23 protein-coding genes are annotated in these 24478 nt (G+C 65.8%); 7 read left to right on the top strand and 16 right to left on the bottom strand.

Features of this window, described 5'->3' with window-relative positions; genetic code table 11:
- Nucleotides 1-193 precede the first annotated feature (193 nt).
- The 4 genes from EHH60_RS32225 to petA form a co-directional block, all read right to left on the bottom strand.
- Entirely contained in the window at nucleotides 194-469 is a 276-nt protein-coding gene (locus EHH60_RS32225) for a hypothetical protein (protein ID WP_124163370.1), read from the bottom strand.
- A gap of 104 nt (nucleotides 470-573) precedes the next feature.
- Nucleotides 574-1248, bottom strand: coding sequence for a dienelactone hydrolase family protein (locus EHH60_RS32220; protein WP_124163369.1), 675 nt, complete (start codon nucleotides 1246-1248; stop codon nucleotides 574-576).
- Between the two features lie 279 nt (nucleotides 1249-1527).
- On the bottom strand, nucleotides 1528-3600 hold the full coding sequence (gene fbcH, locus EHH60_RS32215; RefSeq protein WP_124163368.1) for a cytochrome b/c1: 2073 nt from the start codon (nucleotides 3598-3600) through the stop codon (nucleotides 1528-1530).
- Nucleotides 3601-3662: 62 nt separating this feature from the next.
- Nucleotides 3663-4193, bottom strand: coding sequence for a ubiquinol-cytochrome c reductase iron-sulfur subunit (gene petA, locus EHH60_RS32210; protein WP_035699881.1), 531 nt, complete (start codon nucleotides 4191-4193; stop codon nucleotides 3663-3665).
- 278 nt (nucleotides 4194-4471) lie between these two features.
- Here petA and EHH60_RS32205 point away from each other — a divergent pair, with 278 nt between their 5' ends.
- The 5 genes from EHH60_RS32205 to EHH60_RS32185 all read left to right on the top strand — a co-directional run bounded on the left by EHH60_RS32205 (nucleotide 4472) and on the right by EHH60_RS32185 (nucleotide 7728).
- Nucleotides 4472-4930, top strand: a complete 459-nt coding sequence (locus EHH60_RS32205; RefSeq protein ID WP_124163367.1) for a tRNA (cytidine(34)-2'-O)-methyltransferase — start codon at nucleotides 4472-4474, stop codon at nucleotides 4928-4930.
- 18 nt (nucleotides 4931-4948) lie between these two features.
- Nucleotides 4949-5581 (top strand): 7-carboxy-7-deazaguanine synthase, encoded by a 633-nt coding sequence (gene queE, locus EHH60_RS32200; protein ID WP_124163366.1) that lies wholly within the window; start codon nucleotides 4949-4951, stop codon nucleotides 5579-5581.
- 19 nt (nucleotides 5582-5600) lie between these two features.
- Nucleotides 5601-6488, top strand: a complete 888-nt coding sequence (gene hemF / locus EHH60_RS32195) for an oxygen-dependent coproporphyrinogen oxidase (RefSeq protein WP_199752310.1) — start codon at nucleotides 5601-5603, stop codon at nucleotides 6486-6488.
- Nucleotides 6485-7237 (top strand): HAD family hydrolase, encoded by a 753-nt coding sequence (locus tag EHH60_RS32190; RefSeq protein ID WP_199752307.1) that lies wholly within the window; start codon nucleotides 6485-6487, stop codon nucleotides 7235-7237. The genes hemF and EHH60_RS32190 overlap by 4 nt, the downstream gene beginning before the upstream one ends.
- Nucleotides 7238-7509: 272 nt before the next feature.
- Entirely contained in the window at nucleotides 7510-7728 is a 219-nt protein-coding gene (locus tag EHH60_RS32185) for a DUF2158 domain-containing protein (RefSeq protein ID WP_124163363.1), read from the top strand.
- A gap of 387 nt (nucleotides 7729-8115) precedes the next feature.
- Here EHH60_RS32185 and EHH60_RS32180 read toward each other — a convergent pair whose 3' ends face one another.
- Genes EHH60_RS32180 through EHH60_RS32165 form a run of 4 tightly spaced genes read right to left on the bottom strand, consistent with a single transcriptional unit; the run spans nucleotide 8116 to nucleotide 13589 of the window.
- Entirely contained in the window at nucleotides 8116-9102 is a 987-nt protein-coding gene (locus EHH60_RS32180) for a Bug family tripartite tricarboxylate transporter substrate binding protein (protein ID WP_124163362.1), read from the bottom strand.
- A 10-nt stretch (nucleotides 9103-9112) separates the two neighbouring features.
- Nucleotides 9113-10681, bottom strand: coding sequence for a hydantoinase B/oxoprolinase family protein (locus EHH60_RS32175; protein ID WP_283811874.1), 1569 nt, complete (start codon nucleotides 10679-10681; stop codon nucleotides 9113-9115).
- A gap of 47 nt (nucleotides 10682-10728) precedes the next feature.
- Nucleotides 10729-12354 carry a hydantoinase/oxoprolinase family protein gene (locus EHH60_RS32170; protein ID WP_124163361.1) on the bottom strand — a complete coding sequence of 542 codons (1626 nt, stop codon included), beginning with the start codon at nucleotides 12352-12354 and terminating at the stop codon, nucleotides 10729-10731.
- Nucleotides 12351-13589, bottom strand: coding sequence for an NAD(P)/FAD-dependent oxidoreductase (locus EHH60_RS32165; protein ID WP_124163360.1), 1239 nt, complete (start codon nucleotides 13587-13589; stop codon nucleotides 12351-12353). The genes EHH60_RS32170 and EHH60_RS32165 overlap by 4 nt, the downstream gene beginning before the upstream one ends.
- A gap of 141 nt (nucleotides 13590-13730) precedes the next feature.
- Here EHH60_RS32165 and EHH60_RS32160 point away from each other — a divergent pair, with 141 nt between their 5' ends.
- Nucleotides 13731-14603, top strand: a complete 873-nt coding sequence (locus EHH60_RS32160; RefSeq protein ID WP_245454639.1) for a LysR family transcriptional regulator — start codon at nucleotides 13731-13733, stop codon at nucleotides 14601-14603.
- A gap of 97 nt (nucleotides 14604-14700) precedes the next feature.
- Here the strand turns inward: EHH60_RS32160 and EHH60_RS32155 are convergent, their stop codons facing one another.
- From EHH60_RS32155 to EHH60_RS32125, 7 genes are all read right to left on the bottom strand, one after another.
- Nucleotides 14701-15072: a hypothetical protein gene (locus tag EHH60_RS32155; protein ID WP_245454638.1), complete on the bottom strand. Its 372-nt coding sequence runs from the start codon at nucleotides 15070-15072 to the stop codon at nucleotides 14701-14703.
- Nucleotides 15073-15099: 27 nt separating this feature from the next.
- A complete protein-coding gene (locus EHH60_RS32150; protein ID WP_124163358.1) occupies nucleotides 15100-18219 on the bottom strand; it encodes an efflux RND transporter permease subunit in 3120 nt (1039 codons plus the stop codon).
- A gap of 7 nt (nucleotides 18220-18226) precedes the next feature.
- The gene (locus EHH60_RS32145; RefSeq protein WP_245454637.1) at nucleotides 18227-19927 is read right to left on the bottom strand and encodes an efflux RND transporter periplasmic adaptor subunit; all 1701 of its coding nucleotides are present in this window, start codon (nucleotides 19925-19927) and stop codon (nucleotides 18227-18229) included.
- 51 nt (nucleotides 19928-19978) lie between these two features.
- Entirely contained in the window at nucleotides 19979-20365 is a 387-nt protein-coding gene (locus EHH60_RS32140) for a hypothetical protein (protein WP_124163357.1), read from the bottom strand.
- Between the two features lie 198 nt (nucleotides 20366-20563).
- A complete protein-coding gene (locus EHH60_RS32135; RefSeq protein ID WP_124163356.1) occupies nucleotides 20564-21334 on the bottom strand; it encodes a sulfite exporter TauE/SafE family protein in 771 nt (256 codons plus the stop codon).
- Nucleotides 21335-21468: 134 nt separating this feature from the next.
- Nucleotides 21469-21756 (bottom strand): antibiotic biosynthesis monooxygenase, encoded by a 288-nt coding sequence (locus EHH60_RS32130; RefSeq protein ID WP_124163355.1) that lies wholly within the window; start codon nucleotides 21754-21756, stop codon nucleotides 21469-21471.
- 11 nt (nucleotides 21757-21767) lie between these two features.
- Nucleotides 21768-22070 carry a monooxygenase gene (locus EHH60_RS32125; RefSeq protein WP_124163354.1) on the bottom strand — a complete coding sequence of 101 codons (303 nt, stop codon included), beginning with the start codon at nucleotides 22068-22070 and terminating at the stop codon, nucleotides 21768-21770.
- Between the two features lie 119 nt (nucleotides 22071-22189).
- Between EHH60_RS32125 and EHH60_RS32120 the strand changes: the two genes are divergently transcribed.
- Complete coding sequence (locus tag EHH60_RS32120; protein WP_124163353.1) at nucleotides 22190-23146, top strand: LysR family transcriptional regulator; 957 nt, start codon at nucleotides 22190-22192, stop codon at nucleotides 23144-23146.
- Between the two features lie 73 nt (nucleotides 23147-23219).
- Here the strand turns inward: EHH60_RS32120 and EHH60_RS32115 are convergent, their stop codons facing one another.
- The gene (locus EHH60_RS32115) at nucleotides 23220-24476 is read right to left on the bottom strand and encodes a CCA tRNA nucleotidyltransferase (RefSeq protein ID WP_124163352.1); all 1257 of its coding nucleotides are present in this window, start codon (nucleotides 24474-24476) and stop codon (nucleotides 23220-23222) included.
- Nucleotides 24477-24478 lie beyond the last annotated feature (2 nt).

The raw sequence follows: 24478 nt of genomic DNA, 5'->3' as shown, positions 1-24478 counted from the left end.
CCGCCGCGCTGTGCTGGCGACCTCTAGCGATTTTGGGAAAAGTAATCGCACCGGCCACCTCGTCAGGAGGTGCGCCACCAAAGACGGGCTGGGCGGACGGCGGTGCTCATGGGCGGATACTCACCATGGCGCGGGGACGGCGTCAAGGGTGGCGCCTCCAACCTACCGGCTGGGCGGCATATCCTCAAACTGATCAATCGCTGGGACCGTTGACTGCTCGATACGATGCAACAAAGATAGAATTTCTGTCTGTGGTCAGAGTCTTGTTTTCCAAGAGTGCGATATCACTCTTGATTTCGGTCAGGTCCCTGCGCACCTCGGCAACGTCGCGCTCCAGACGTCCCAAACGCTCGGTATGGCGCCCCTGAGTTTCGAGCACCAGGTCCATTTTCCTGTCCAGCGAACGCAGATACGCCAAGGTATGGCTTGCAACCTTAGCGACATCTTCTTGCGGGTCTGACTCGGCCATGATGGCGCCAGCTCCGTTCCACCGGGCACAATAGCAGAACGCAATCAGTATAGGTGGTCTGCACCCGAGCGAAAAGCCGCTCTCGCGGATACCGCCGACGGCCGCTACCCCAGATGCTTCCTAAAAAAGTCCGTCGCCCTGCCCCAGGCGAGCTCGGCGGCTGCGCGGTCGTGCACAGCCTGGCGCTGCTCGTTGACGAAGGCGTGCTCGGCGTCATAGCGGAACAGCTCCAGCGACTTGCCGGCGGCCTTCATGGCCTTTTCGAAGCCATCGACCAGCTCCGGCGTGCACCAATCGTCCTTGTTGGCGAAATGGGCCTGGAGCGGGATCTTGACGTCGGCAGGCTTGGCCGCCTGCTCGGGCGGGATGCCGTAGAACACGACGCCGGCCGCGAGCTCCGGGATCTTGGTCGCGCCGATGATGGTCACGGCGCCGCCGAGACAGAAACCGGTCAACCCGACCTTGGCGCCGTTGCGCGCAAGATATTGCGCGGCACCGCGCACGGTCTGCATGGTGGCGTCCATGAAGTCGAGCGAGTTCATCTCCCTGTTGGCGCTGTCCGTGTCGTGATAGGGCACCACCTTGCCCTTGTAGAGATCGGGCGCGAGCGCATCGAAGCCGGCCAGCGCGAAGCGATCGCACAGACCCTTGATCTGGTCCGACAGGCCCCACCATTCCTGGATCACGACCACGCCCGGCGCGTTGCCGCGCGCGGCGCTGGCGAGATAGCCCGAGGCGTCCTTGCCGTCCGGTCGCTTGAAGGTGATGCTGGTTCCCATGGTGTCCTCCGATGAGTTTTGGGGGAGCGGTTGGCGGTATCTTGGCGGTTGAGCGAGCGATACGCAATCGCGCCAAGCAACACACTCTCGTGCCCCGGATGCAATGCAGTGCGCCGCCCTTCGCGGCGTGGCGCATTGCTGATCCGGGGCCCAGCCACGAGCACGCTGGGTCCCGGCTCTGCGCAGCAGCGTTGCACGCTGCAGCGCGTCCGGGACACAGACGAAGCCAACAAAAAAGCCCCCTTACGGGGGCTTTTCATTTCATCGAGTCTCGCGCGGCTAGTGCGAGTCGGCCCAGACCTTCTTCTTGGTGAAATACATCAGGCCCACGAAGATGATCAGGAACACGAAGACCTGGAAGCCGAGGCGCTTGCGCGCTTCCATGTGCGGCTCAGCAGTCCACATCAGGAACGTGGTGACGTCCTTGGCGTACTGGGCGACCGTGGCCGGCGAGCCGTCGTCAAAGGTCACCTGGCCGTCGCTGAGGGGCTTCGGCATCTTGATGGCGTGGCCCGGGAAGTACCTGTTGTAATAGGACCCGTCCGGGATGGTGACGCCCTCAGGCACCTTCTCCTCATACCCCTGGAGCAGCGCCGTGACATAGTCAGGCCCCTGCTCCTGGTATTGGGTGAAGAGGTCGAAGATGAACCAGGGGAAGCCGCGCTTGTAGGAGCGCGCCTTGGTGATCAGGGACAGGTCGGGCGGCGCCGCACCACCGTTCGCCGCACGCGCGGCCTGCTCGTTCGGGAATGGCGAGGGGAAATAGTCCGCCGGCCGGCCCGGACGCTCGAACATGTCGCCCGCATCGTTCGGACCGTCCTTGACCTTGTACTCGGAGGCAAACGCCGACGCCTGCGCCACCGAATAGCCGGGCCCGCCGGCCTCTGCGAGGTTGCGGAAGGCGACGTAAGACAAGCCGTGGCAACTGGAGCAGACCTCCTTGTAGACCTTCAGGCCACGCTGGAGCGCCGCGCGGTCAAACGTACCGAAAGGGCCCGAGAACGACCATTTGTTGCCCGGCGGCGTGTCGCTGCCTTCCGATGCTTTCGCGCTGTCGATCGAGCCCGCGAGCAACGAACCTGCGAGCGCCAGCACGATCGCGGTCGAGACCATCGGTGTCGATCTGCTCCCGGTCTTGGCCAGGACTGCATCCGAGATCGAGTTCGGTACCGGCCGCGGCTTCTCGATGCGCGCGAGCAGCGGCAGCACGATCAGGAAGTAGGCAAAGTAGCAGAACGTCAGGACCCGGCCGGCAACGACGTAGATGCCTTCCGGCGGTTGCGCACCGAGATAGCCGAGCAGGATGCAGACCGCGACAAAGATCCAGAAGAACTGCTTGGCGAGCGGACGGTACTTCGACGACTTCGTCTTGGCGCTATCGAGCCAGGGCAGGAAGCACAGGATGATGATCGCCCCGAACATCGCGATGACGCCGGCGAGCTTGTCCGGAATCGAGCGCAGGATCGCGTAGAACGGCAGGTAATACCATTCCGGCACGATGTGCGGCGGCGTCACGCCCGGGTTCGCCGGAATGTAGTTGTCGGCGTCGCCGAGATAGTTCGGCATGTAGAAGATGAACCAGGCGTACAGCAGCATGAAGCAGGCGACGCCGAACATGTCCTTGATGGTGGCATGCGGCGTGAACGGCACCGTATCCTTTTCCGTTTTCGGCTCGACGCCGTCAGGGTTGTTCTGACCGGCGACGTGCAGCGCCCAGACGTGGAGCACGACGACGCCCGCGATCACGAAGGGCAGGAGATAGTGCAGCGAGAAGAAGCGGTTCAGCGTCGGGTTGCCGACCGAATAGCCACCCCACAACAGCGTCACGATGCTCTCACCGACAGAGGGAAAGGCGGAGAACAGGTTGGTGATGACGGTGGCACCCCAGAAGCTCATCTGGCCCCACGGCAGCACGTAGCCCATGAAGCCCGTCGCCATCATCAGGAGGTAGATGATGACGCCGAGGATCCACAGCACCTCGCGCGGCTCCTTGTAGGACCCGTAATAGAGGCCGCGGAACATGTGGACGTAGACGGCGACGAAGAACATCGAGGCACCGACCGCGTGCATGTTGCGCAGCAGCCAGCCGTAGTTCACGTCACGAACGATCAGCTCGACCGACTTGAAGGCGAGATCGGCGTTCGGCGTGTAGTGCATCGCCAGGATCACGCCGGTCAGGATCTGCATCCCCAGCATGAAAGAGAGGATGGCACCGAAGGTCCACCAATAGTTCAGGTTGCGCGGGGTGGGATAGGCAACGAAAGACGAATGCATGAGACCAAAGATCGGCAGACGCCGCTCGATCCATTGCAGGGCCGGATTGCTCGGCTGGTAGTCGGATGGTCCGCTCATGATGCGATCCTGAGGAAATAGTACGACGAGACGGCGCGAAGCTTCGGACGAAAGTCCGAGGCTCAGCCGATCTGGATTTTGGTGTCGGAAACGAACTGGTACGGCGGAACCGGAAGGTTCAAGGGCGCGGGCCCCTGGCGGATGCGGCCGGACGAATCGTACTGCGAACCATGGCAGGGGCAGAAGAACCCGTCGTAATTGCCTTCATGAGCGATCGGGATGCAGCCGAGATGGGTGCAGATGCCGATCACGACCAGCCACTGCTCGTGGCCGGACTTGACCCGGGCTTCGTCGGTCTGCGGATCCGGCAGGCTCGCCACGTTGACGGCGCGCGCCTCGTCGATCTGCTTCTTGGTGCGGTGGCTGATGTAGATCGGCTTGCCGCGCCAGAATACCTTGATGTCCTGCCCTTCCGCGATCGGGCTGAGATCGACCTCGATCGGCGCACCGGCGGCGATGGTCGAGGCGTCAGGATTCATTTGGGAGATGAAGGGCCAGAGCGCAGCCGCGCCCCCTACTGCTGCAGCTGCCCCTGTTGCAACGAATAAGAAATCACGGCGTGTCGGATGGTCCGCCGAAGACGCTGTCGTCACGATTCCAACCCTTTCTTCTTGTGCTACCGGTGGAACCGCTCCGAGGGGCGCCCAAGAGGTCCCCGGAAAGGCTGCCGGCGCCCGCGGCCCCCCGCGGCGGCAGAACTTGGCTTGTTCACCTCTAAACGGGTGAAACAGCAGTCCAGAATCGTTCTATTGGCACCCTTGCCGGGCGAGCGCAAGCCCGCTAACGGCGTGGGAGCGTGCCATGCACCAATTCCCGGGCGGCCGATGTTTTATTGAGACATTCTCGCCCGCATCGACCCCCGACACGGCCCATGCAGATAGCGCTTTTTCAGCCTGACATCGCTCAGAACACCGGCACGATTCTCAGGCTTTGCGCCTGTCTGGACATGTCCGCCCATATCATCGAACCTGCGGGCTTCCCCGTCTCCGACCGCTTGTTCCGCCGGGCGGGAATGGATTACCTCGACCATGTCAGGCTGACCCGCCATGATTCCTGGGCGAAATTCGAGGACTGGCGCGCCGCACGGGGCTATCGGCTGCTGCTGTTCACCACCAAGGCTGCGACCGACTACCGCGATTTTCATTACCAGACGTCGGACATCCTGCTATTCGGGCGCGAGAGCGCCGGCGTCACGGACGCAGTGGTCGAGGCCGCAGATGCGCGGCTGGTGATCCCGATCAAAACGGGGCTGCGGTCGCTCAATGTGGCGATGAGCGCGGCGATGGCCGCAGGCGAGGCGCTGCGGCAGATCCGGAACCCGCAAGTCTGACAGGTTGAGGAGAGACGATTGAGTTACGCGGTCAAGGAAATCTTCCTGACCCTGCAAGGCGAAGGCGCCCATGCCGGGCGCGCGTCCGTGTTCTGCCGCTTTGCCGGCTGCAACCTCTGGAGCGGCCGCGAGGCCGATCGCGCCGACGCGACCTGCAAGTTCTGCGACACCGATTTCGTCGGCACCGATGGCACCCTCGGCGGCCGTTATGCTTCGGCCGTGGAACTCGCGGACACCATTGCCGCGCAATGGACCGCCTCAGGCGGCAATCGCTACGTGGTGCTGACCGGCGGCGAGCCGCTGCTCCAGGTCGATGCCGAGCTGATCGAAGCGCTCCACGCCCGCGGCTTCGAAATCGGCGTCGAGACCAACGGCACGATCCCTGCGCCGGAAGGGCTCGACTGGATCTGCGTCAGCCCGAAGGGCGGCAGCGAGCTGGTCCTCCGCAAGGGCCACGAGCTGAAGCTGGTCTATCCCCAGCCGCTCGCCGCGCCCGAGACGTTCGAGCATCTCGCCTTCGAGTGCTTCTCGCTGCAGCCGATGGACGGGCCCGAGGTCATCAGGAACACTGCGCAGGCGATCGACTACTGCCTGCGCCATCCGCAATGGCGGCTCAGCGTGCAGACGCATAAATCGCTCGGCATCAGATAGGACGCGACCGCGAATGCAGATGGACGCCTCAACGATAGACGACCGCAAAGCCGGCGCCCGCACCTGGTTCGAACGTTTGCGCGACGACATCTGCGCGAGCTTCGAGCGGCTCGAGGATGACGCACCGCAAAGCCTCTATCCCGGCGAAGCCGGCCGCTTCAAGCGCACGCCCTGGCAGCGCACCGATCACACCGGCGCGGCCGGCGGTGGCGGCGTGATGTCGATGATGCATGGCCGCCTGTTCGAGAAGGTCGGGGTGCACTGCTCGACCGTGCACGGCGAGTTCGCGCCTGAATTCCGCGCCCAGATTCCGGGTGCCGCGGAAGATCCGAAGTTCTGGGCCTCCGGCATCTCGCTGATCGCGCATATGCGCAACCCGAACGTGCCCGCCGTGCACATGAACACCCGCTTCGTCGTCACGACCAAGGCCTGGTTCGGTGGTGGCGCCGACCTCACGCCGGTGCTGGAGCGAAGGCGGACGCAGGAGGATGCCGACACGATCGCCTTCCATGCCGCGATGAGACAGGCCTGCGCGCAGCCGAACGGCGTTGCCGACTATGACAAGTACAAGAAGTGGTGCGACGAGTATTTCTACCTGCCGCACCGGAAAGAGGCGCGCGGCATCGGCGGCATCTTCTACGACTGGCACGACAGCGGCGACTGGGACGCCGACCTCGCCTTCACCCAGGACGTCGGCCGCGCCTTCCTGAAGATCTATCCTGAGATCGTGCGGCGCAATTTCGCGACAGGCTGGACCGCGGAGGATCGCGAGGAGCAGCTGATCCGGCGCGGCCGCTATGTCGAGTTCAACCTGCTCTACGACCGCGGCACCATCTTCGGACTCAAGACCGGCGGCAATGTGGACTCCATCCTGTCGTCGCTGCCCCCGGAGGTGAAGTGGCCATGACCACGATGAAGCTCGCAGTGAGGCCGCTGCCGCGCGCCATGCTGATCGACATGGACGACACCATCCTGTCGGCCTATGGCCGGCCGGAGATCGCCTGGAACACGATCGCGAACGAGTTTGCGGAGGAGCTCGCGCCGCTGCCGCCGGCCCAGGTCGCCACCGCGGTGCTGGCTTTCGCGCGAAACTTCTGGGCGAATGCGGAAGCGGCGTGGCGGATGAAGCTTGCCGAAGCGCGGCACCTGACGGTCAAGGGCGGTTTTGCCGCGCTTGCGGCGGCCGGCCACCGCGCCCTTCCCGACGACCTCGCCATTCGCCTTGCCGATCGCTTCACCGCCTATCGCGAGGAAGAGATGTTCGTGTTTCCCGGCGCGCATGAGGCGATCGACCAGTTCAAGGCGCTCGGCATCAAGCTCGCGCTGGTCACCAACGGCGCCGCGGACATGCAGCGCGCCAAGGTCGAGCGGTTCGAGCTGGCGCATCGCTTCCACCACATCCAGATCGAGGGCGAGCACGGCTTCGGCAAGCCCGAGGAGCGCGCCTATCTGCATGCGATGCAGGCGCTCGGCGTCACCGCCGAGGAGACCTGGATGATCGGCGACAATCTGGAATGGGAAGTCGTGACGCCGCAGCGTCTCGGCATCTACTCGATCTGGATGGACGTGCATGGAGACGGCTTGCCCGAAGGCTCGACGGTCAAGCCAGACCGCATCATCCGCTCGCTCGGCGAGCTGCTGCCTGACCAGGCGTAACCAGGCCCGACACAAAACAGCGAAAACAACCCCATGCAAAGTAAGCGCCTGCTGGAATTTCAAGCACTTACCGTTTCGCCGAAATTTTTTCTGATCCGTCGGGCAAAACAGGGGTAGAGTGTCATCGTCGCAAGGTTCGGCCAACGCAACCAGCAGGCCCCCTCGAACCTCTCGTGCGTGACCACCGCGCCGCGCCAGATCGGGGCGCCCGTGATCGGTCTGTCACAACGGCTTGCTAGCGTCACGTCTGATCTACCTGAAAGGACCACCTCATGGACTTGAAAGCCGGCGATGTCGTTATGCTCAAATCCGGTGGCCAGCCGCTGACCGTTGCGGAAGTGAAGGGCGAAGAGGTTGTCTGCCTGTGGATGGGCATGGAAGGCGAGCTGTTCCGCGAGACGCTGCCGCTCGCCGTGCTCGAGCGGCTCGAGGAGGACGAACTCGAGGACGACGAGGATGAAGAGGACGAGGAAGACGAGGAAGACGAATAGCTCCGCCTCAGCTCATCCCGCGGTGGCGCGCACCGGAACCAAATCGGAAGGCGCCAATGGGGATGCGATGCCTGGTCCGCATCAATTTGCCTCCCCGGTCGCAAGCCTCGCGATCATCGCCTCACTCGCTGCGATGGCCTGATCTCGATCGCATGCCGCGGACTCCGCGCCCGCGGCGACGACACCGAAGGCTCTCGCCGACTTAAGTCTCTCGCCGACTTCTCGTTGATCGCCGATCCCGCCGATCGCTCGCGCGCGATCTTCATCGAGCTCGGCAAGGTGCTTATCCCCCCGCGCTGCATGAACGGCGCAGATCATCAGGCCAGCGTGGGCCGCAAGCGTACTGCGACCCAGGCAGAAGGCGCGAGGACATCGCGCGAGCTCGTCTCAATTCGCCTTGACGCCCGCCGTCTTCACGATCGGCGTCCACTTCTCCACTTCCCTGATGACGAAGGCCTTGAACGCCTCCGGCGTCGACCCCTCGACCGAGAAGCCCTGCGCCGCGAAATAGTTCTTGATGTCGGCGGACTGCATGATCTTGTTCACCTCTTCGCTCAGCTTTTGCACCACCTCGGGCGGCGTGCCGGCCGGCGCGAACAGGCCCTGCCATGACAGCGCCTCGAATCCCTTCAGCCCCGTTTCATCGAGCGTCGGCACATCCGGCAACAGGGGGTGTCTCGTTTTCGAGGTGACCGCCAGCGCGCGAACCTTGCTGGCCTGGATCTGCGGCATCAGCACCAGGACGTCGCCGAACGTGACCTGGATCTGACCGCTCATGAGGTCGGTGAGCATGGCGGCGCTGCCGCGATAGGGCACGTGCACGATCGAGACATCGGCGGCCTGCTTGTACATCTCGCCGGTGAGATGCATCGACGTGCCGTTGCCGGCCGAGCCGAAGCTCAGCGCTCCCGGCTTCGACTTGACCAAGGCGAGAAACTCGGCCGCGCTGTTCGCCTTCACGTCGGGATTGACGGCCAGCACCAGCGGCGCAGTCACCATGATCGACACGGGCGCGAAGTCCTTGATCACGTTGTAGGGCAATTTCGGGTACAGCGCCTGCGCGATGGCGTTGCTGCCGGTGACGCCCGCGAGCAGGGTGTAGCCGTCAGGTGCGGATTTGGCGACGAAGTCGGCGCCCAGGGCGCCGCCGGCGCCGGGGCGATTTTCGATCACGACGGGCTGGCCCCAGGTCGCGGCGAGCTTGTCGCCCAGACGCCGCGCGAGCACGTCGGTGCTGCCGCCGGGCGCGAACGGCACGACGATATGGATCGCCTTGTTCGGGTAGGTTGCCTGCGCATGGCCCGACGCGGGCAAGAGCATCGCGATGGCGGCCAGGACGAGCGTTGCGCGGCGCGAAACAGGCAGATCGATCATGGGTAACTTCCTACATGGGTTTCGTGGCGTCAGCTGAAGCAGGATCCCAGCCACCACCGCCGGCGGTCTCGATGATGAGCCGGTCACCGTCAGACCAGGCGATGCGGGCACGCGCGGGCAAGAGCTCGACCGCTCCGTCCACACGCAAGATGCGGGCCACCGAGTTTGCGCCGGGCTCGCCGCCTCGCGCACCGCGCGCACGACCGACATGGCGCTCTCCGCGATAGGCGATCCACCCCTGACCTTCGAGCAGGCGATAGACGCGGCGCACGCCATCGCCGCCGCGTTGCGCGCCGGAGCCGCCGCTGCCGCGACAAATCTCGTAACATTCGACACGCAGCGGCGCTTCGGCCTCGATCACCTCCACGGGCGTGTTGCGCGCGTTGCCGACGTCCGTGGAAACGCCCGCGCGCCCCGGCGCATCGGTGCTGGCGCCGGCGCCGCTGGCGATGATCTCGGTGAACATCCAGCGCCGCCCGTCCATTCGCGTGCCGCTGAGCACAAGCACGGTGGCGACGCCGGCATGCGGCGCCACGCCCGTCCCGCTTGCCGCCTGCGACCAGGCGCCGAGAATGGCGTTGCAAGCCAGCTTCACGGTAGCCGTGCGCGCATTGACCGCCGCCGGCAGCTTCGGATTGACCAGGCTGCCGGGTGGAAGCTTGAGCGTCAGCGGCGCCAGGCAACCTGCATTGTTGGGAGCCTCCGGCGCCAGCGTGCGCATGAAGAACAGGGCTGCCGACAGCATCGCCGCCGGCGAGGCGTTGAGCGGTCCACGAACCTGCGGCGCGCTCCCCTCGAAGTCGATCTCCAGCGCGTCACCCCGCTTGCGCAAGGTCACCACGATGGCCACCGGCGCGCTGTCGACGCCGTCGCCATCCAGTTGATCGCGCCAGATCCATTCGCCGTCGGGCGCGGCCAGAAGGGCAGCGCGGGTCATGCGCTCCGTCTGCGCAATCAAGGCATCGCAAACATCGGGGAAACGAGGTCCGGTGTGACGCGCGATCTGACTCAGTTCGCGCGCGCCTTGCGTCAGCGCTGCCCACTGCGCCTCCAGATCGCCCCGCAGATTGTCGGGTGTTCGCGAGTTGGCGGCCAGGATGGCGTCGATGTCGGGTCGCACGCCCTCGGCGCTGCGCCAGCGCACCGGCGGCAGGCGCAGGCCCTCCTGATAGACTTCGGTGGCGTCGGGCGGGATGGAGCCCGCAGCCATGCCGCCGACATCCTGGTGATGCAGATTGGCGGCGGCCAGGGCAATCACCTGGCCATCCTGAAAGACCGGGTGGACCAAGGCGAGATCCGGCAAATGCGTGCCGCCAGACCAGGGGTCGTTGAGCAGATAGGCGTCTCCTTCCGACATCGCCGAAAGCGGAAAGCGCGCGAGCACGCCGGCAACCGCCGGTATCAGCGATCCCAGCAACAGCGGCAGCGAACGCGCCTGGGCCAGCAACCGTCCGTCCGGAAGGAACAGCGCTGCGGCACAGTCGCCGCTCTCGCGGGCGATGGACGACACGGCGGCGCGCATCATGCCGGCCTGCATGCGGTCGGCCGTGCCTTGCAGCGCCAGACGCAGCGGCTCCATGCGCAGTGCGATGGCCTCATCGGATGCGAGGTCGCAGACGCGCGTCATCAGACCTTTGCCTCCAGCGCGAGCGTCTGATCCGGCAGCAGCCGCCAGGACCAGCCTGCCGGCACCCAGACGGTGGTCATCGGCGCGAACAGCGATTGCGGCCCCTCGCCTTGCGGCGGCAGCGAGCCCCACGGGCTTTCGTTCGCCGCCATGCGGACGTCGCCCTCGTCCGGACCGCAGAGCATGCCCAGCGCCGCCATCACCCCGGCGTGCGGCAGCACCAGCCCGCGGCGCATCCCGGCGAGTTCCGCGACTTCGGCCGCATGCTGTGCGCCGCCGCCGCCGATGGCGACGAGCACCGCATCCGCCGGATCCAGCCTGCGCTGGAAGGCGTGAGTCTTGAGCGCCTCCGCCATCCCGGCGGCGGCGGCGCTCACGACGGCTTCGGCCGTGCGCGGCAACGACAGACCGAGCGCGCCGGCCACATCGCGCAGCGACGCCTCCGCGGCGGCACGGTCCAGCGCCATCCCGCCGGCCAGCCGGGGCGGCAAGCGATCCAGGACGCACAGCGCATCGCCCAGCGTCGGCAGGTCACCGCCCAGACCGAAGGCGGCCGAACCCGGCCAGGCGCCCTGCGAGCGCGGACCGAGACGCAGAGCACCGCCCGGCAGCACCGAGACCACGCTGCCGCCTCCGATGCCGATGGAGGTGATGTCCGCGCAGCGCTGGCGGATCGGCAGGCCGCCACATTCGAGCTCTTCGGTGAATGTCGGCCGGCCGTCGCGGAGGACGCTGATGTCGGCACTGGTGCCGCCGACGTCCAGGCTGATCGCGGGCTCCCGCCATGCGCCCAGGCAGGCGGCCACGCCCTGCAAGGCCGCGCAGGGGCCGGACATGGCCAATCCGATCGGCTGCGCCGCCATCTCCTGCCAGGGCGCGGTGGCGCCCGCCGATCGCATCAGACGCAGCGAAGGCAGAGCGCGCTTGTTCAAGGCTTCGGCGAGGGTGCGCAGATAATCTGCGGTCAACGGCTTGGCATAGGCGTCCAGCGCCGTGGTCAGCCAGCGCTCGAACTCCCGCGGCTGCGGATCGACCTCGCTGGACAGGGAGATGTCCAGGTCCGGAAGGCGCGCGTGGAGTGCGGCACGTAGCGCGCGCTCATGCGCGGGATTGCGATGCGAGAACAACAGGCCGATCGCCACCGCGCGCACGCCGGCCGCGCTCATGGCATCAGCGATCGTACCGACCGCGGACAATTCGAGCGGATCCACCTCGTGACCGTCGGCATCGATGCGTCCGCCGATCTCGAAACGCAAAGATTCAGGAAACAGCTTCGCCTCGGGCACGGCCGGCTTGATCACCGGCTCGTACAATTCCTTGCGGTCCTGTCGCGCCAGCACCGGCACATCGCGCATCCCGCGCGTCAGGACGAGGGCGACCGGCGGCTCGTTCAGCTCCAGCAGCAGATTGGTGACGATCGTAGAGCCGTGCACCACGCGGTCGACGTCGCCGGACACGATGCCCGCCTGCGCACACAGTCGATCGAGTGCCTCGACGATCGGCTCCGCCAGCCCGCGTCCGGCGCGCGGATGTTTGAGCGCCGCGACGTGACCGTCTCTGCGCAAGGCCACCGCATCGACAAAGGTGCCACCCATGTCCACGGCAAGCGACCACCGGGCGGTCACCGGAAGCGCTCCGGCGAGAAGGGCGCCAGATCCACCTGCGTCGGGCGGCCGGCCACCAGATGCGCGATCTCGCGGCCGGTTGCCGCGCCCATGCACATGCCCATGTGGCCGTGGCCGAAGGCGAGCCAGGCGTTGTCAGCCGCATGGACCGGACCGACCACCGGCAGACTGTCCGGAAGACAGGGCCGATGGCCCATCCAGCGCGTCACGGACGACGTATCCAGATGGGGAAACAGCTGCCGGCCCTGGCGAAGCAGAGCGTCGGCGCGCGCCATGTTGGGCGGCGCTTTCAGGCCGGCGAACTCCACCGTGCCGGCCAGCCGCAGGCCCATGGTCATCGGATTGACCATGAGATTGTGCTCGACCGCCATCACGGTGTGGCGGAGTGCCAGGTTCGAACTCTGCACGGTGACATGGTAGCCGCGCTGGGTCTCCAGCATCACAGGGCTGCCGAGCAACGCGGCCAAGGGCCCCGACCAGGCGCCGGCCGCCACCACCACGCCATCCGCCGCCAGCGGCTCGCCGCGCTCCAGGGTCACCCCCGTGACGCGCCGGCCCTGCCGTTCGAAACCGCGGACGCGGTCCCGGATGTGACGCGCGCCATCGGCGATGCAGCGATTGTAGATCGCCTTGACGAGCGCGGACGGGTCGGACGTCGAGCCGTTCTCGGGCGCGAGAATGCCGAACCGGAAACGTCCCTTCAAATCGGGCTCCAGCGCTTCCAGCTCATCCTGCTCGACGTCCTGCATCCGCACGCCCAGCGATCGCCGCAGGTTCATGCCCCAGGCCCATTGCGCCGCGGTCTCGCGCGAGGAGAACACGTAGAGACAGCCGCTGCGCCGGACCAGATCCCGGGCATCGGCATGGGCGACCAGCGGATCGTAACAGTCGAAGATGGGGGACAGCAGCGAACGGAGCGCGGTGGCGATGCGCGTCACTTCTTCGCGCGATGAATGGCCGAGCATGCGCAGAAGCCACGGCATCACGCGCGGTGCATAGGTCCAGCGCACCGTCAGCGGCCCCAACGGGTCCAGCAGCCAGCGCGGCACCTTCTTCCACATGCCCGGCATGCCCACCGGCAGGCAGGCGCTGGGCGAAAGCGAGCCGGCATTGCCGAACGAGCAGGCTTCGCCCGCATCCAGAGGATCGACGAACGTCACGTCGTGACCGTCGCGCTGCAGCCAAGCCGCGCTGCAGGCGCCCACGATTCCGGTCCCTATGACGACAATATGCATGGCGGTGAATTCTGAGAAATAATTCCACCATCACACAAGCAAATTCTTTTAATATCCTTATCAGGTTTTCTGATAGTCGCTGCATTCGACCGAGGATATTCGATGCGCCCCGTAGATCTCTCCCATCTCAGCGTGCGCCAGATGCGCGCCTTCGCCGCAGTCGCGCGCGCCGGCAGCTTCACGGCGGCAGCGCGCCAGATCCACCTGACGCAGTCGGCCGTCAGCATGCTGGTGCAGCAGCTCGAGGACACGCTCGGCCTGAAACTGTTCGACCGGGGCGCGGTGGTGCTATTGACGGCGGCGGGCCAGCAATTGCTCCCCTTCGCGCGCCGCATCCTGGATGACCTGCAACAGATCGCGGAGGGCGCTTCGGACCTTCGTGCGCTCCGTACCGGCCTGTTGCGCGTGGTTGCGCCGCAGATGCTGGCGTGCACGTGGGTGGCCGCGGTCCTCGGCGAATTCGAGCGCGATCATCCGGATATCGGCCTGCGCGTGGCCGACGCGATGGCGGACGAGGTGGTGAGCATCGTGCGGCGCGGCGAGGCCGAGCTGGGGGTCGGCCCCGAGCGCGCCACCGGCGAGGATGTCACCAGCACGTTCCTGATGGATGTCCCGATCCGGGTGGTCTGCTCAGCCCGGCACAGGCTTGCGCAGCAACGCGCCGTCTCGTGGCGGAAGCTGCGCGACGAGCGCTGGGTGATCTATTCCAGCGAGTTCAACCGCCACATCGAGCGCCTGCTGCATGCGCACGACAGCTCGCTCTCGATGCAGACGGCCGTCGAGGTCAAATATCTCACCACCGCCTTGTCATTGGTGGGCGTCGGCACCGGCCTTGCGCTCGTTCCGGACTATGGACGCCTGTTCGCGCCCAACTTCGACGTGCGCTTCATCAAGCTGCGCGCTCCGGACATCCGCCGCCGCTACTATATCTATCAGCGGCGGGGGCTCGCGCTCACGCCGCCGGCGGAGGCCTTCGTCAAGATGCTGCGCAGCGCCGCGCGCAACGACGGGTGAGGCCACGTGCGAAGGGCCGCACCAAGAGCGAACGGAACGCCAGGCAATTGAACAGACGATCGATCTCGCTGGATGTGCTTCGCTTTCCACGCGGCAACTATTCCACAGTATATCTCGCCGTCAGGGAATGACCGTGCAAGCTCGCGGAAAACACCACGATGGCCTTCGGCGACAGCTCGGCCTGCAGCTTTCCCGCCATCATGTTGGGACTGGCCGGAGCGAGCGGAACGGTAACGGTCTTGCCGGCGTCCTGAATCGTTGCGCGCCCCCGCATGTCCCTGGTCGAGAGCGGAGAACCATCGTCGTCCCCGACATAGAAGACGATATCCGTGCCCTTGCTGACGAACTCGATCGGATGCCCCTGCGACTTGACGACGGGACCGCCGTTGCTGCCTCTCGTCTGTGCCGCGGCAAGGTCCGGCATTGCCGCGATCACGCCTATCATGGCCGGGAGAATGTATTTTCTCATGGGGGCTCCTCTGGTTTTGTGCGGAGGTCAATAGGCTTCCGCGGACGTGAAGGTTGCGGCATGTCCGGCCGCGAGCCGCTTCAACGGCTGCTTGCCGAACATCAGAAACAGAATCGGGGTCACGATGGTGTCCAGGATCGTCGCGCTGAGCAGACCTCCGAAGATCGTCACCGCGACGGGATGCAGGATTTCCCGGCCCGGCTGGTCCGCGCCGATCAAGAGCGGCGTCAGCGCTAGCCCTGCGCAAAGCGCCGTCATCAGAACGGGGCTGAGGCGCTCCATGCTGCCTCGAATGACCGGCCCGGTCCCGAAAGGCTCGCCTTCGTGAATGGCGAGATTGATGTAATGGGAGATCTTCAAGATCCCGTTGCGCGCCGAGATGCCGGCAAGCGTGATGAAGCCGATCATCGAGGCCACCGACAGGGGCTGGCCGGAGATCTTCAGCGCCGCAACGCTGCCGATCAGGGCCAGCGGTATGCCGCCCATGATGATCAGCGACAGTGCGGTCGAGCGGTAGCGGCTGTAGAGGACGATGAAGATCATCGCCATCGACGCCAGCGACAGAATACCGATCCGCCAGGATGCCTGCTGCTGCGCCTGAAATGCGCCTTCGAGGCTCGTGGTGTAGCCTTGCGGAAGATCGAGATCGCGAACCGCCTTCTGAATGTCCGCAGCGATATCGGCGACGTCGCGACGTCCGTCCCCGTTGCCATAGACAACGATCCTGCGCTGGGTCCCCTCCCGCTGAATCTGGTTCGGCCCGTCTGTCTCGACGATGTCGGCCAAAGCGCTCAGCGGAACGAATTCCAGGCCGGTCGGGATGAGCAGATTTTGCAGTCCCGTCGTCGAACGGTCTTGCTCCGACAGACGCATCACGACGTCGAAACGGCGATTGCCGTCGACGATCTGGGAGACCTTTCGGCCATTGGACAGCGCATCGAGCGCCTGCGTGATCGCGGCCGGCGTCAGGCCATGAAGGGCGGCGCGGGCATGATCGACCTGAACCCGCACTTGCGGAATAAGCACCTGCTTCTCGACCTGGAGATCGACCAGACCGGGGATCGACGATAGTCGCTGGCGCACCGTCTCGGACAGCCGGCGCAGCATCTCGATGTCCTGACCGAAGATCTTGAGCACGATCTGGGCACGAATGCCCGACTGGAGATGATCCAGGCGGTGGCTGATCGGCTGTCCGATGGCCACCGACGCCGGCAGCGCGGACAGGGCGTCCCGGATGCTCGCATAGATGTCCGCCTTCTGGCGCTTGGACGGAACGAGATCGACATCGATCTCGCTGTAGTGCACGCCTTCGGCGTGCTCATCGAGCTCCGCGCGGCCGGTGCGGCGTCCGACCGATTTCACTTCGGGCACCCTTGCGAGCAATTGTTCCGCCAGCAGTCCAAGACGGTTCGATTCCGCGAGCGAAATGCCTGGATTGTACTGCAGCGACAGGACCAGCGTCCCTTCGTTGAAGGGCGGAAGAAAACTGCGGGGCATCTGGCTCGCGGCGTAGCCGGCCACCACGACCGCCGCCGCGACGGAGCCGAGGACCAGGCCCCGCTGCTCGAACGCCCATCCAAGCACCCGCCGATTGGCCTGCTTCAGCCTGGTGACGATCAGGCTCTCGCGGCCGACGGAACGAGCTCGTCCCGACAGCAGATAGTAGGACAGAACCGGCGTCACGGTGATCGACGTCAGCAGCGAGGCAAGGATCGAGACCACATAGGCCACGCCAAGCGGCGTGAACAGTCGCCCTTCGATTCCCGGTAGCGCGAACAGCGGCACGAAGACGAGAACGATGATCATCGTTGCATAGACGATGCTGGAACGAACCTCCTGGCTTGCCCCGGAGATCACTTCCAGAACGGGACGCGGCGTGCTCGACGCGGCATTCTCCCGCAAGCGCCGCAAGATGTTTTCAACGTCCACCACGGCATCGTCGACCAGTTCGCCGATGGCGATGGCAAGGCCGCCAAGCGTCATGGTGTTGATCGTGAGGCCGAACGCGCGGAACACCAGGACCGTCACGAGGATCGATATCGGAATGGCCGTCAGCGAAACGAACGCTGCGCGTCCATTCATCAGGAAGACGAACAGGACCAATGCGACGACGATGGCGGCCTCGGCCAGAACGCGCTCGACATTGCCTATCGAGGTCTCGATGAACGTGGCCTGACGGAATTGCACGTTGGTGACGTTGATCCCCCCGCGCATGGTGCGTTGCAGCTCCCCGAGCGAGGCTTCGATGCTGCGCGTCAATGCCACCGTATCCGCAGCCGGTTGCTTCATGACGCTGACGATGACGGCGGGCTTGCCGTTGTAGCCGGCGTCACCGCGCTTGGTGCGCGCTGCAAAATCCACGGAGGCGACCTGCTTCAGCAGGATCGGCTGCTCGCCGCGGGTGACGACGACAGTGTTGCCGAGATCCTCGATGCGCCTGGTGAGGCCGAGATTGCGGATCAGATATTCGCGGCCATGCTGGTCGACGAAGCCACCGGCGCTATTGGTGCCGAACCTTGCCAGCGCCTGCTCGATCTGCTCGTGGGTGACGCCGAGCGCCTGCATCTTCGCAACATTCGGCGTCACGCGATACTGGCGGACCTCGCCGCCGATGGGTATCACCTGGGCGACACCGGGAATGGCGAGAAGCTGCGGCCTGACGACAAAATCGGCGATCTCGCGTACTTCCATGGGCGAAGCCGTGCCATCGCTCGTCAGCGCGAGCAGCATGATCTCGCCCATGATCGACGTCACCGGTCCCATCTGGGGATTGACCGAAGACGGCAATTGGTCGCGGATCAGCGCCAGCCGCTCCGAGACGAACTGCCGCGCGCGGTAGACGTCGACACCCCAATCGAATTCGACGTAGACGACCGACAGACCAACTCCCGAAACCGAGCGGACCCGGATGACGCCGGGCATGCCGTTCATCGAAGTCTCGATCGGGAACGTCACCAGCTGTTCGACCTCCTGGGGCGCCAGTCCCTCTGCTTCGGTCAGGATGTTCACGGTCGGGCGATTGATGTCCGGCAGGACGTCGACGGACACGCTCGGCAGGACCAAGAGGCCGTAGCCGACCAGCACGGCGGCGACCGCCAGCACGAACAGGCGGTTGCGCAAACTTATCTGGACGATGAGCTTGAACATGAGCGGCCTACCGGATCTGGTTGACGAGATCGGTACCGCGAACGACGACACGTTCGCCCTCGTTGACACCGGCCGCCACCATCACGCGGGCCGCATCCACCGGCAGCACGCGAACCGGTTTCGGCTCGAAACGCTCGGGCCCGGTGTGCAGCCAGACGATATTCTCACCGTTGCCGCTCCGAACGACGGCGTTGCGCGGAAGGATCAGGCCAGCCACGGGCGCCCCGCTCTGGACCATCACATTCAGCGGCTGACCGATGTTGAGGCCCGCCGGCGGCTCGGGAATGGCGAACTGAACCACCGACGCATGCTGGCGCAGCGCCCGGCTCGTTCCAACGAAGCTCAGCGCAATCTGCTGCCCGTCCGGGGCCACTGCCGTTGCGGCTTCAGACGGCTTCGAACCCAGATCGTCATAGGCCAGTGCCTCGACCCAAAGGCTGCGGGGGTCGGCGATCTGGAACAGGACGTCCTGCGGCTGAATGACCTGGCCTGGCACGACCTTGGCGGACGTGATGATGCCGTCGGTCGATGCCCGCAGCTCCTCAAACCCGGTGCGGGAGTTTCCGACGGTTTCGCGGCGCGCCCGCAGGCCTTCCAACTCGCTTTCGAGATCGTTGACCTGTCCTTGCGGCACCGCGCCGCGCTCGGCCAGCGGCCTCAGACGCCGCAGCTTGTTGTCCGTGACTGCCATCAATTGCTCGATCTCGCCGACCTTCTCGAGGATCGTCGTGCGGTCCGCGACCGGCAGATGCGGCTCGATCTGGATGAGCAGATCGCCCTTGCGGACGGTTTGTCCGATGCGAGGTATGCCGCCATTGCCCGGAACGACGCGGCCCCCGTAGACGCTTTGCACGATGCTGCTGCGGTTCGGGTCGGCAATGACGCGGCCGATCAGCGTGGCGGCGGGTCGAATTGTCCGCGGCTCGGCTGCAGTGGTCCGCACATCGAGCAACCGTTGCGTCGGCTTGGCCGCGAAGACGGTGCCGTCTTGCAGGCGCCGCGGGGCGTCGCTCAGCACGGGAGCATCCGGCGGATTTGGTTGTGTTGCGTTCGTCCGGCCCTCGCCGAGCATGATGGCGGCGAGGGCGACGAACGCTCCTGCCATCGCGGCGGAGATGGGAACAGCCGTGCCGCGGCCATGTCGCCTCCAATAGGCGAAGAGAAGGCCGAGGCCCAAGGCAGCGAGCGCGGAGGCGGCGACGGCGGTTCGACTTGGGAAGAACCAGCCATGCTCGTGCTCCTGGTCCGGGGGCCGGGCATCGCCGGCACGCGTCGGCGCGAGCGAGTCCACCAGCAGATCATTTCCCTTGCCGGCGCTGATCGAGAAGATGACCTCAACCGATCCGGGCAGCGTGCCATTCGGGATCGCGGCGGTGTAGACTCCGTTCTGGCTCGGAGCCTCGATCGGGGCGGAATCGCCGATCGTGACCTGCAAGGCAGCGTCCGAAACCGGCTCGTTCGTGATCGCATCGTCAATGAAGACGGAAAGCTTGCCGTCTTTCAGGATGCCGACGATTTCGTAAAGCTCCGAGCGTGCGGCGACCCTCGGATGGGCTGATGACACAACCGCCGGCTGGTCCGCGTCGCCGTGATCGTGCCCCTCATGGGCAAGGGCGCCTGACAAGCCAAAAAGCAGGCTTAAACAGCCGAGAGCGACCAGCCCAAGGGCTGCGAGCCGCCGTTTCGGGCAGCGCTGATTCATGAACATGGAAAGGTCCTTCAGACATGCGAAAAGGCGGCGGCTGCAGGGCCGCCCTGATTACGCGATGCTGAAGGTACTTGGTGGCCGGATGAGTCCTTCGGGGCTCACCCCGACAGTGGCTCGCACAACCGGGAGTTCGACTGCGCCGAGCGGTTCAAAGGAACTGAGCAGGCTGATGAACTGCGGTGAGGCGATCGAAATGCCAAAGATGTTCCAAGCCAAGCTTGGAGCACCTTCGTCATCGTCGTGGTCCGGCCCGTCATGTACGTGGCCTTCGGCGCCGTCACCGCCGTGGGAGTGCACGTGACCTGCCAAGTGGTCGTGAAAATGCAGCGAGCCGCTGAGAGTGACGGAAGGCGCCGGCATGGCGCCAACGGCCGCTTTCGCCTGCGAGACTGAAATCAGCGTCGCCTGAAGCACAAACGCACATATCGCCACGAACATGGCCGTTCTGGCGAATCGACGGAAACGGTGGGCGGAGCCGTGGTGCACGGCAAAGAACTAGGTCATCCCGGCGGCGATTTCAACGACGTTCAGCGCAGAAGCATCGAACCGGGAACTCGACTGAACGTTTTGCCCCCACGTGTCCGCTGTCGGCCCGATCCACAGTCCGGGCGTGAATGCCGGATGGAGCCGAGGCATCTAAGCGATCAACTGCCTCGCGGCGGCCGAGATCATCACCAGCCCGCCCGTGATGACGGCAACGTCGAGGATCGCGGTGTGGATATGCACAGGCATCCGCTCGACGAAGGCTTTTGCCAGGAACGCGCCGGGCACGGCCATTCCCCCGATCAGAAGCGCGAAGGCGAGCACTTGCGCCGTCACGGCGCCGGCGAGGCCGAACACCGAGATCTTGATGAGGCCGGTGCCGAGCGAGATCATCGCATCGGTCGCGATCACGGCGGCGCCTTCGAGCCCCGTGGCCATCAACAGCGAAAGCAGGATCACGCCGGAGCCCGAGGTGCCGCCGACCAGCACGCCGTAGCCGACGGAGCCGGCGGCAAGGCCGCTGTCGCCGATCCGCACGCTGCGCCGTCGCAGCACGCGGCGCAGCGGCACGCTCAGGATCAGCATGGTGCCGATCACGAGCGCCGCGCCCGCACTGGTCAGGCGCGTATAGCCGTAGGCGCCGAGCGCCGTCGTCAAGCCTGCGCAGGCGAGCACGATCAGCGCGCGGCGGCGGTCGGCGTAGCGCAGATAGGCGATGGCGCGGCTGAGATTGGTGAACATCGCGGAGATCGCGATGATCGGCACCACGGGCTCGGCGCCGACCAGCGGCACCAGCACCAGCGGCATCAGGGCGCCGGTGCCGTAGCCGGCGAGACCGCCGATGATCGAAGCAAACAACGCCATCGTTGCGACCAGCAGGAGCTGCAGAAGCGAGATGTCGGCGAAGCCTGAGACGATGGTCAATTTTTTTGATCGCGGCTGATTTCGAGCCGCAGCCTGATGTGCGATGGAAGCGAGCACGGCCTCGTCTAGTGGAGAATCCGCGGCGAGGCAACCGCCGAGGCACGCGGCGGCCGAACCGGCCGCCGCGTCCGGCGTCATGCGGCGAACCGGCCCGCCCTGATGACGGGAGTGAACCGCGGGCGGCCCTTGGCGCCGCCTTTGGCCATCGTCGGCGGCACCGAGGCGTCGGATCGAAAGGCGTCGTAGGCCGCTTCGTCCCGCCAGTCGATCAGGACGATGCCCCTGTCCGAACCATCCGATGCGAACAGCACTTCGGCCCCGAGGCTCCCATGCGCCTCCCGCTTGCTGCGGCCGTCCGTTGCGAAGATGGAAAGAAAGCGCGCGAGATCCTCGATCTCGACTTCGGCAATGGTCGTGTACATCGCTTGCCCTCTCACAACGGCGCGCGCGTCGTGCGAGACAGCGGCAGATTGAGGCTGAAGGACGAGATCGTCGGGTCGGTCACGCCGAAGGCGGCGAGCCGCGGCCGATGCCTGGTCACATAGGCAGCGGCCGCTTCCGGCGTCTCGAACAGATAGACGCCCCCCGAGCGGCCCGCGCTGCGGTTCTCGCCCCAGAGCTTCCAGATGAGCCCGGGCTGGGCCGCGATGTCGTCCGCAAGATCACGGCAGGCGATCTGGAGATCTTGACCCCACGGCCCATCAAACGCGAAGTCGAATTGCAGCAATGTCCTCATGTGGTACCTCTGGTTCGCAATCACCCGATCGGGCTCACGCAGCGGTCTATGTCGCCGCCACGCTTGCGAGAATTCACCGTCTGGTAGGATCGATGCTGACTGGGAGTGTGGGATAGACCATGGATACGCTGAGCAGCATGCGTGTTTTCGTGCGGGTGGTTGAGCTCGGCGGCTTCAACGCGGCGGCCCGCGCCTGCGCGATGTCGGCCGCGATGGTGGCCAAGCATGTCGCTCATCTCGAGGAGCGCACCGGAGCCCGGCTTCTGGACAGAACCACCCGGTCGGTGCGGCCGACGCCGGAGGGCCAACTCTATCTCGACAAGGTGCTCGCGATTCTCGAAGCCGTCGACGAGGCGGAGGGCACCGTCGGGGCCGAAAACCGGGAGTCGCGCGGGACGCTCCGCGTGACGGCGCCGGTCGAGCTCGGCCAGGATCACCTGGCGCCACTGCTCGTCGATTTCATGTCGCGGCATCCCGGCATTGCCGTCGTCGCCGACCTGACGAACCGCCCGGTCGATCTCGTGCAGGAAGGCTTCGACATGGCGATCCGGGTCGCGCAGTCGCTCGACACCGCACTGATAGGACGCAAGCTCGCGACGACCCACTTTCGCGTCGTGGCAAGCGCGGACTTCCTGGCCCGGCATGGCGTTCCCGACACGCCCGAGATGCTCTCGGCCTTGCCCGCGCTGACCTTCTCGCAGCCCGCACCTCGTCTCGATTGGTCCTGGCGCCGGCGTGAGATGCACGGCAAGGTCAGAACGACCGCCCGGCTCGCCTCGACCAGCGCCGATACGCTGCGCAAGGCGGCCGTTGCGGGCCTTGGCGTCTCCTGGCTTCCGTCATTTGTCTGCGGCAAGGACATCGAGGCGGGCCTGCTGATCCCGATCCTCGATGACTGCGACTGGGGCAGTCTCGGCGTTCATGTCCTCTACCCGCATCGGCGTTTCGTACCGAGCCGGCTCCGCCTCTTCATCGACTTCCTTGCAGAGAGCCTCGGTGACGATCCCTCAGGGGACCCGTGGGCGCCCCGGGCGGAAGACCGCCGCGTCATGCGTGCGGGAAGGCGATCGGCCTAGCTGACCATGCGGCTGGCATTGGCAAAGCTCCCGCAGACCGCGATGATCGCCACCGCGGGCTCGACGCCGAAGCTTACGGCTTCTCATCGCGGCTGACGCGCGCGACGGCTTGATCGGCGATGGCAGCGAGCGCGGCTTGCTCCAGTGGAAAATCCGCCGCAAGCCAGGCGTCCTCGGCGAGCGTCAACACATGTCCGAGCGCAGGTCCTTCGGCCAGACCGCGTGCGATGAAGTCGGCGGCCTTCAGCGGAAATTTCGGCGCGGTCCAGCGCTGCGGCAGCTCGGCGAGCGCGCGCCAGCGCGGCCAACTGTCGTCGTCGCCGTTCCTCGCCCACCCCAGCAACACGCGATCGTGATAGCGCTCGGCACCGAGCCGGTAGAGCAGCCGCCGTGCATTGGCCTCGTCCTTCTTGACGAAGCGCCACCAGCGATGCCCCATCGAATCCAGCGCCTTGGCCTCGGCATTGGAGAGCCGCAAGCGCGCGGCGACGCGTTTGGCGTCTTCGGTCACGGCGACCGACAGCGCGGCCAGGCGTCGCGTGCTGCTTGGCGCAAGACCGAGCTCGCGCTCGATCGCGATCATCGTCGAGAGAGGGCCCGTATAGACGACGCCGCCGATCAACGCCTGCAGCAATCCGCCCTCGGCCATGGCCATCACGGCCGCGGCTGCACCGCCGGCCACCAGTAATTTCAGCATCTCCATGCGCACCCGCTCGGCCGACAGGCTGGCCAGGCCCGCACGTCCCCGAATGCAGGCGAGATAGCCCTCGCGGTCGGGATCGCCGGCACCGAAGGCGGCGTGGATGCGGAAGAAGCGCAGGATGCGCAGATAATCCTCGGCGATGCGCTGGCCGGGATCACCGATGAAGCGTACGCGGCGGGCTCTCGCATCGGCGATACCGCCGACATAGTCGTACACGACACCAGCAGCATCGACCGACAAGCCGTTCATGGTGAAGTCGCGGCGCTCGGCATCCTTCACCCAGTCGCGGCCGAACGCGACCCTGGCCTTGCGGCCGAAAGTCTCGGTGTCCTCGCGCAGCGTGGTGACTTCATAGGGGTGCCCCTCGATCACCAGCGTGACGGTGCCGTGGTCGATGCCGGTCGGCACGCCCTTGATGCCGGCGGCCTTGGCACGCCGCATCACCTCCTCCGGCAGCGCCGTGGTCGCGATGTCGATGTCGCCAGGCAAGAGACCGAGCAGCGCATTGCGGACGGCGCCGCCGACCACGCGCGCCTCCTCGCCATCGGTGCCGAGCAGTTGCAGGACACGCGCGGTCCCGCCTGCGGTCAGCCAGGGCGCATGGGCAAGCAACGGCTCCGCGCTCATCG

It is taken from the genome of Bradyrhizobium sp. RP6 (genome assembly GCF_003837805.1).
Lineage (GTDB): Bacteria > Pseudomonadota > Alphaproteobacteria > Rhizobiales > Xanthobacteraceae > Bradyrhizobium.
Note: the sequence above shows the minus strand (reverse complement) of the source record. Positions and strands in the feature narration are given on the sequence as shown.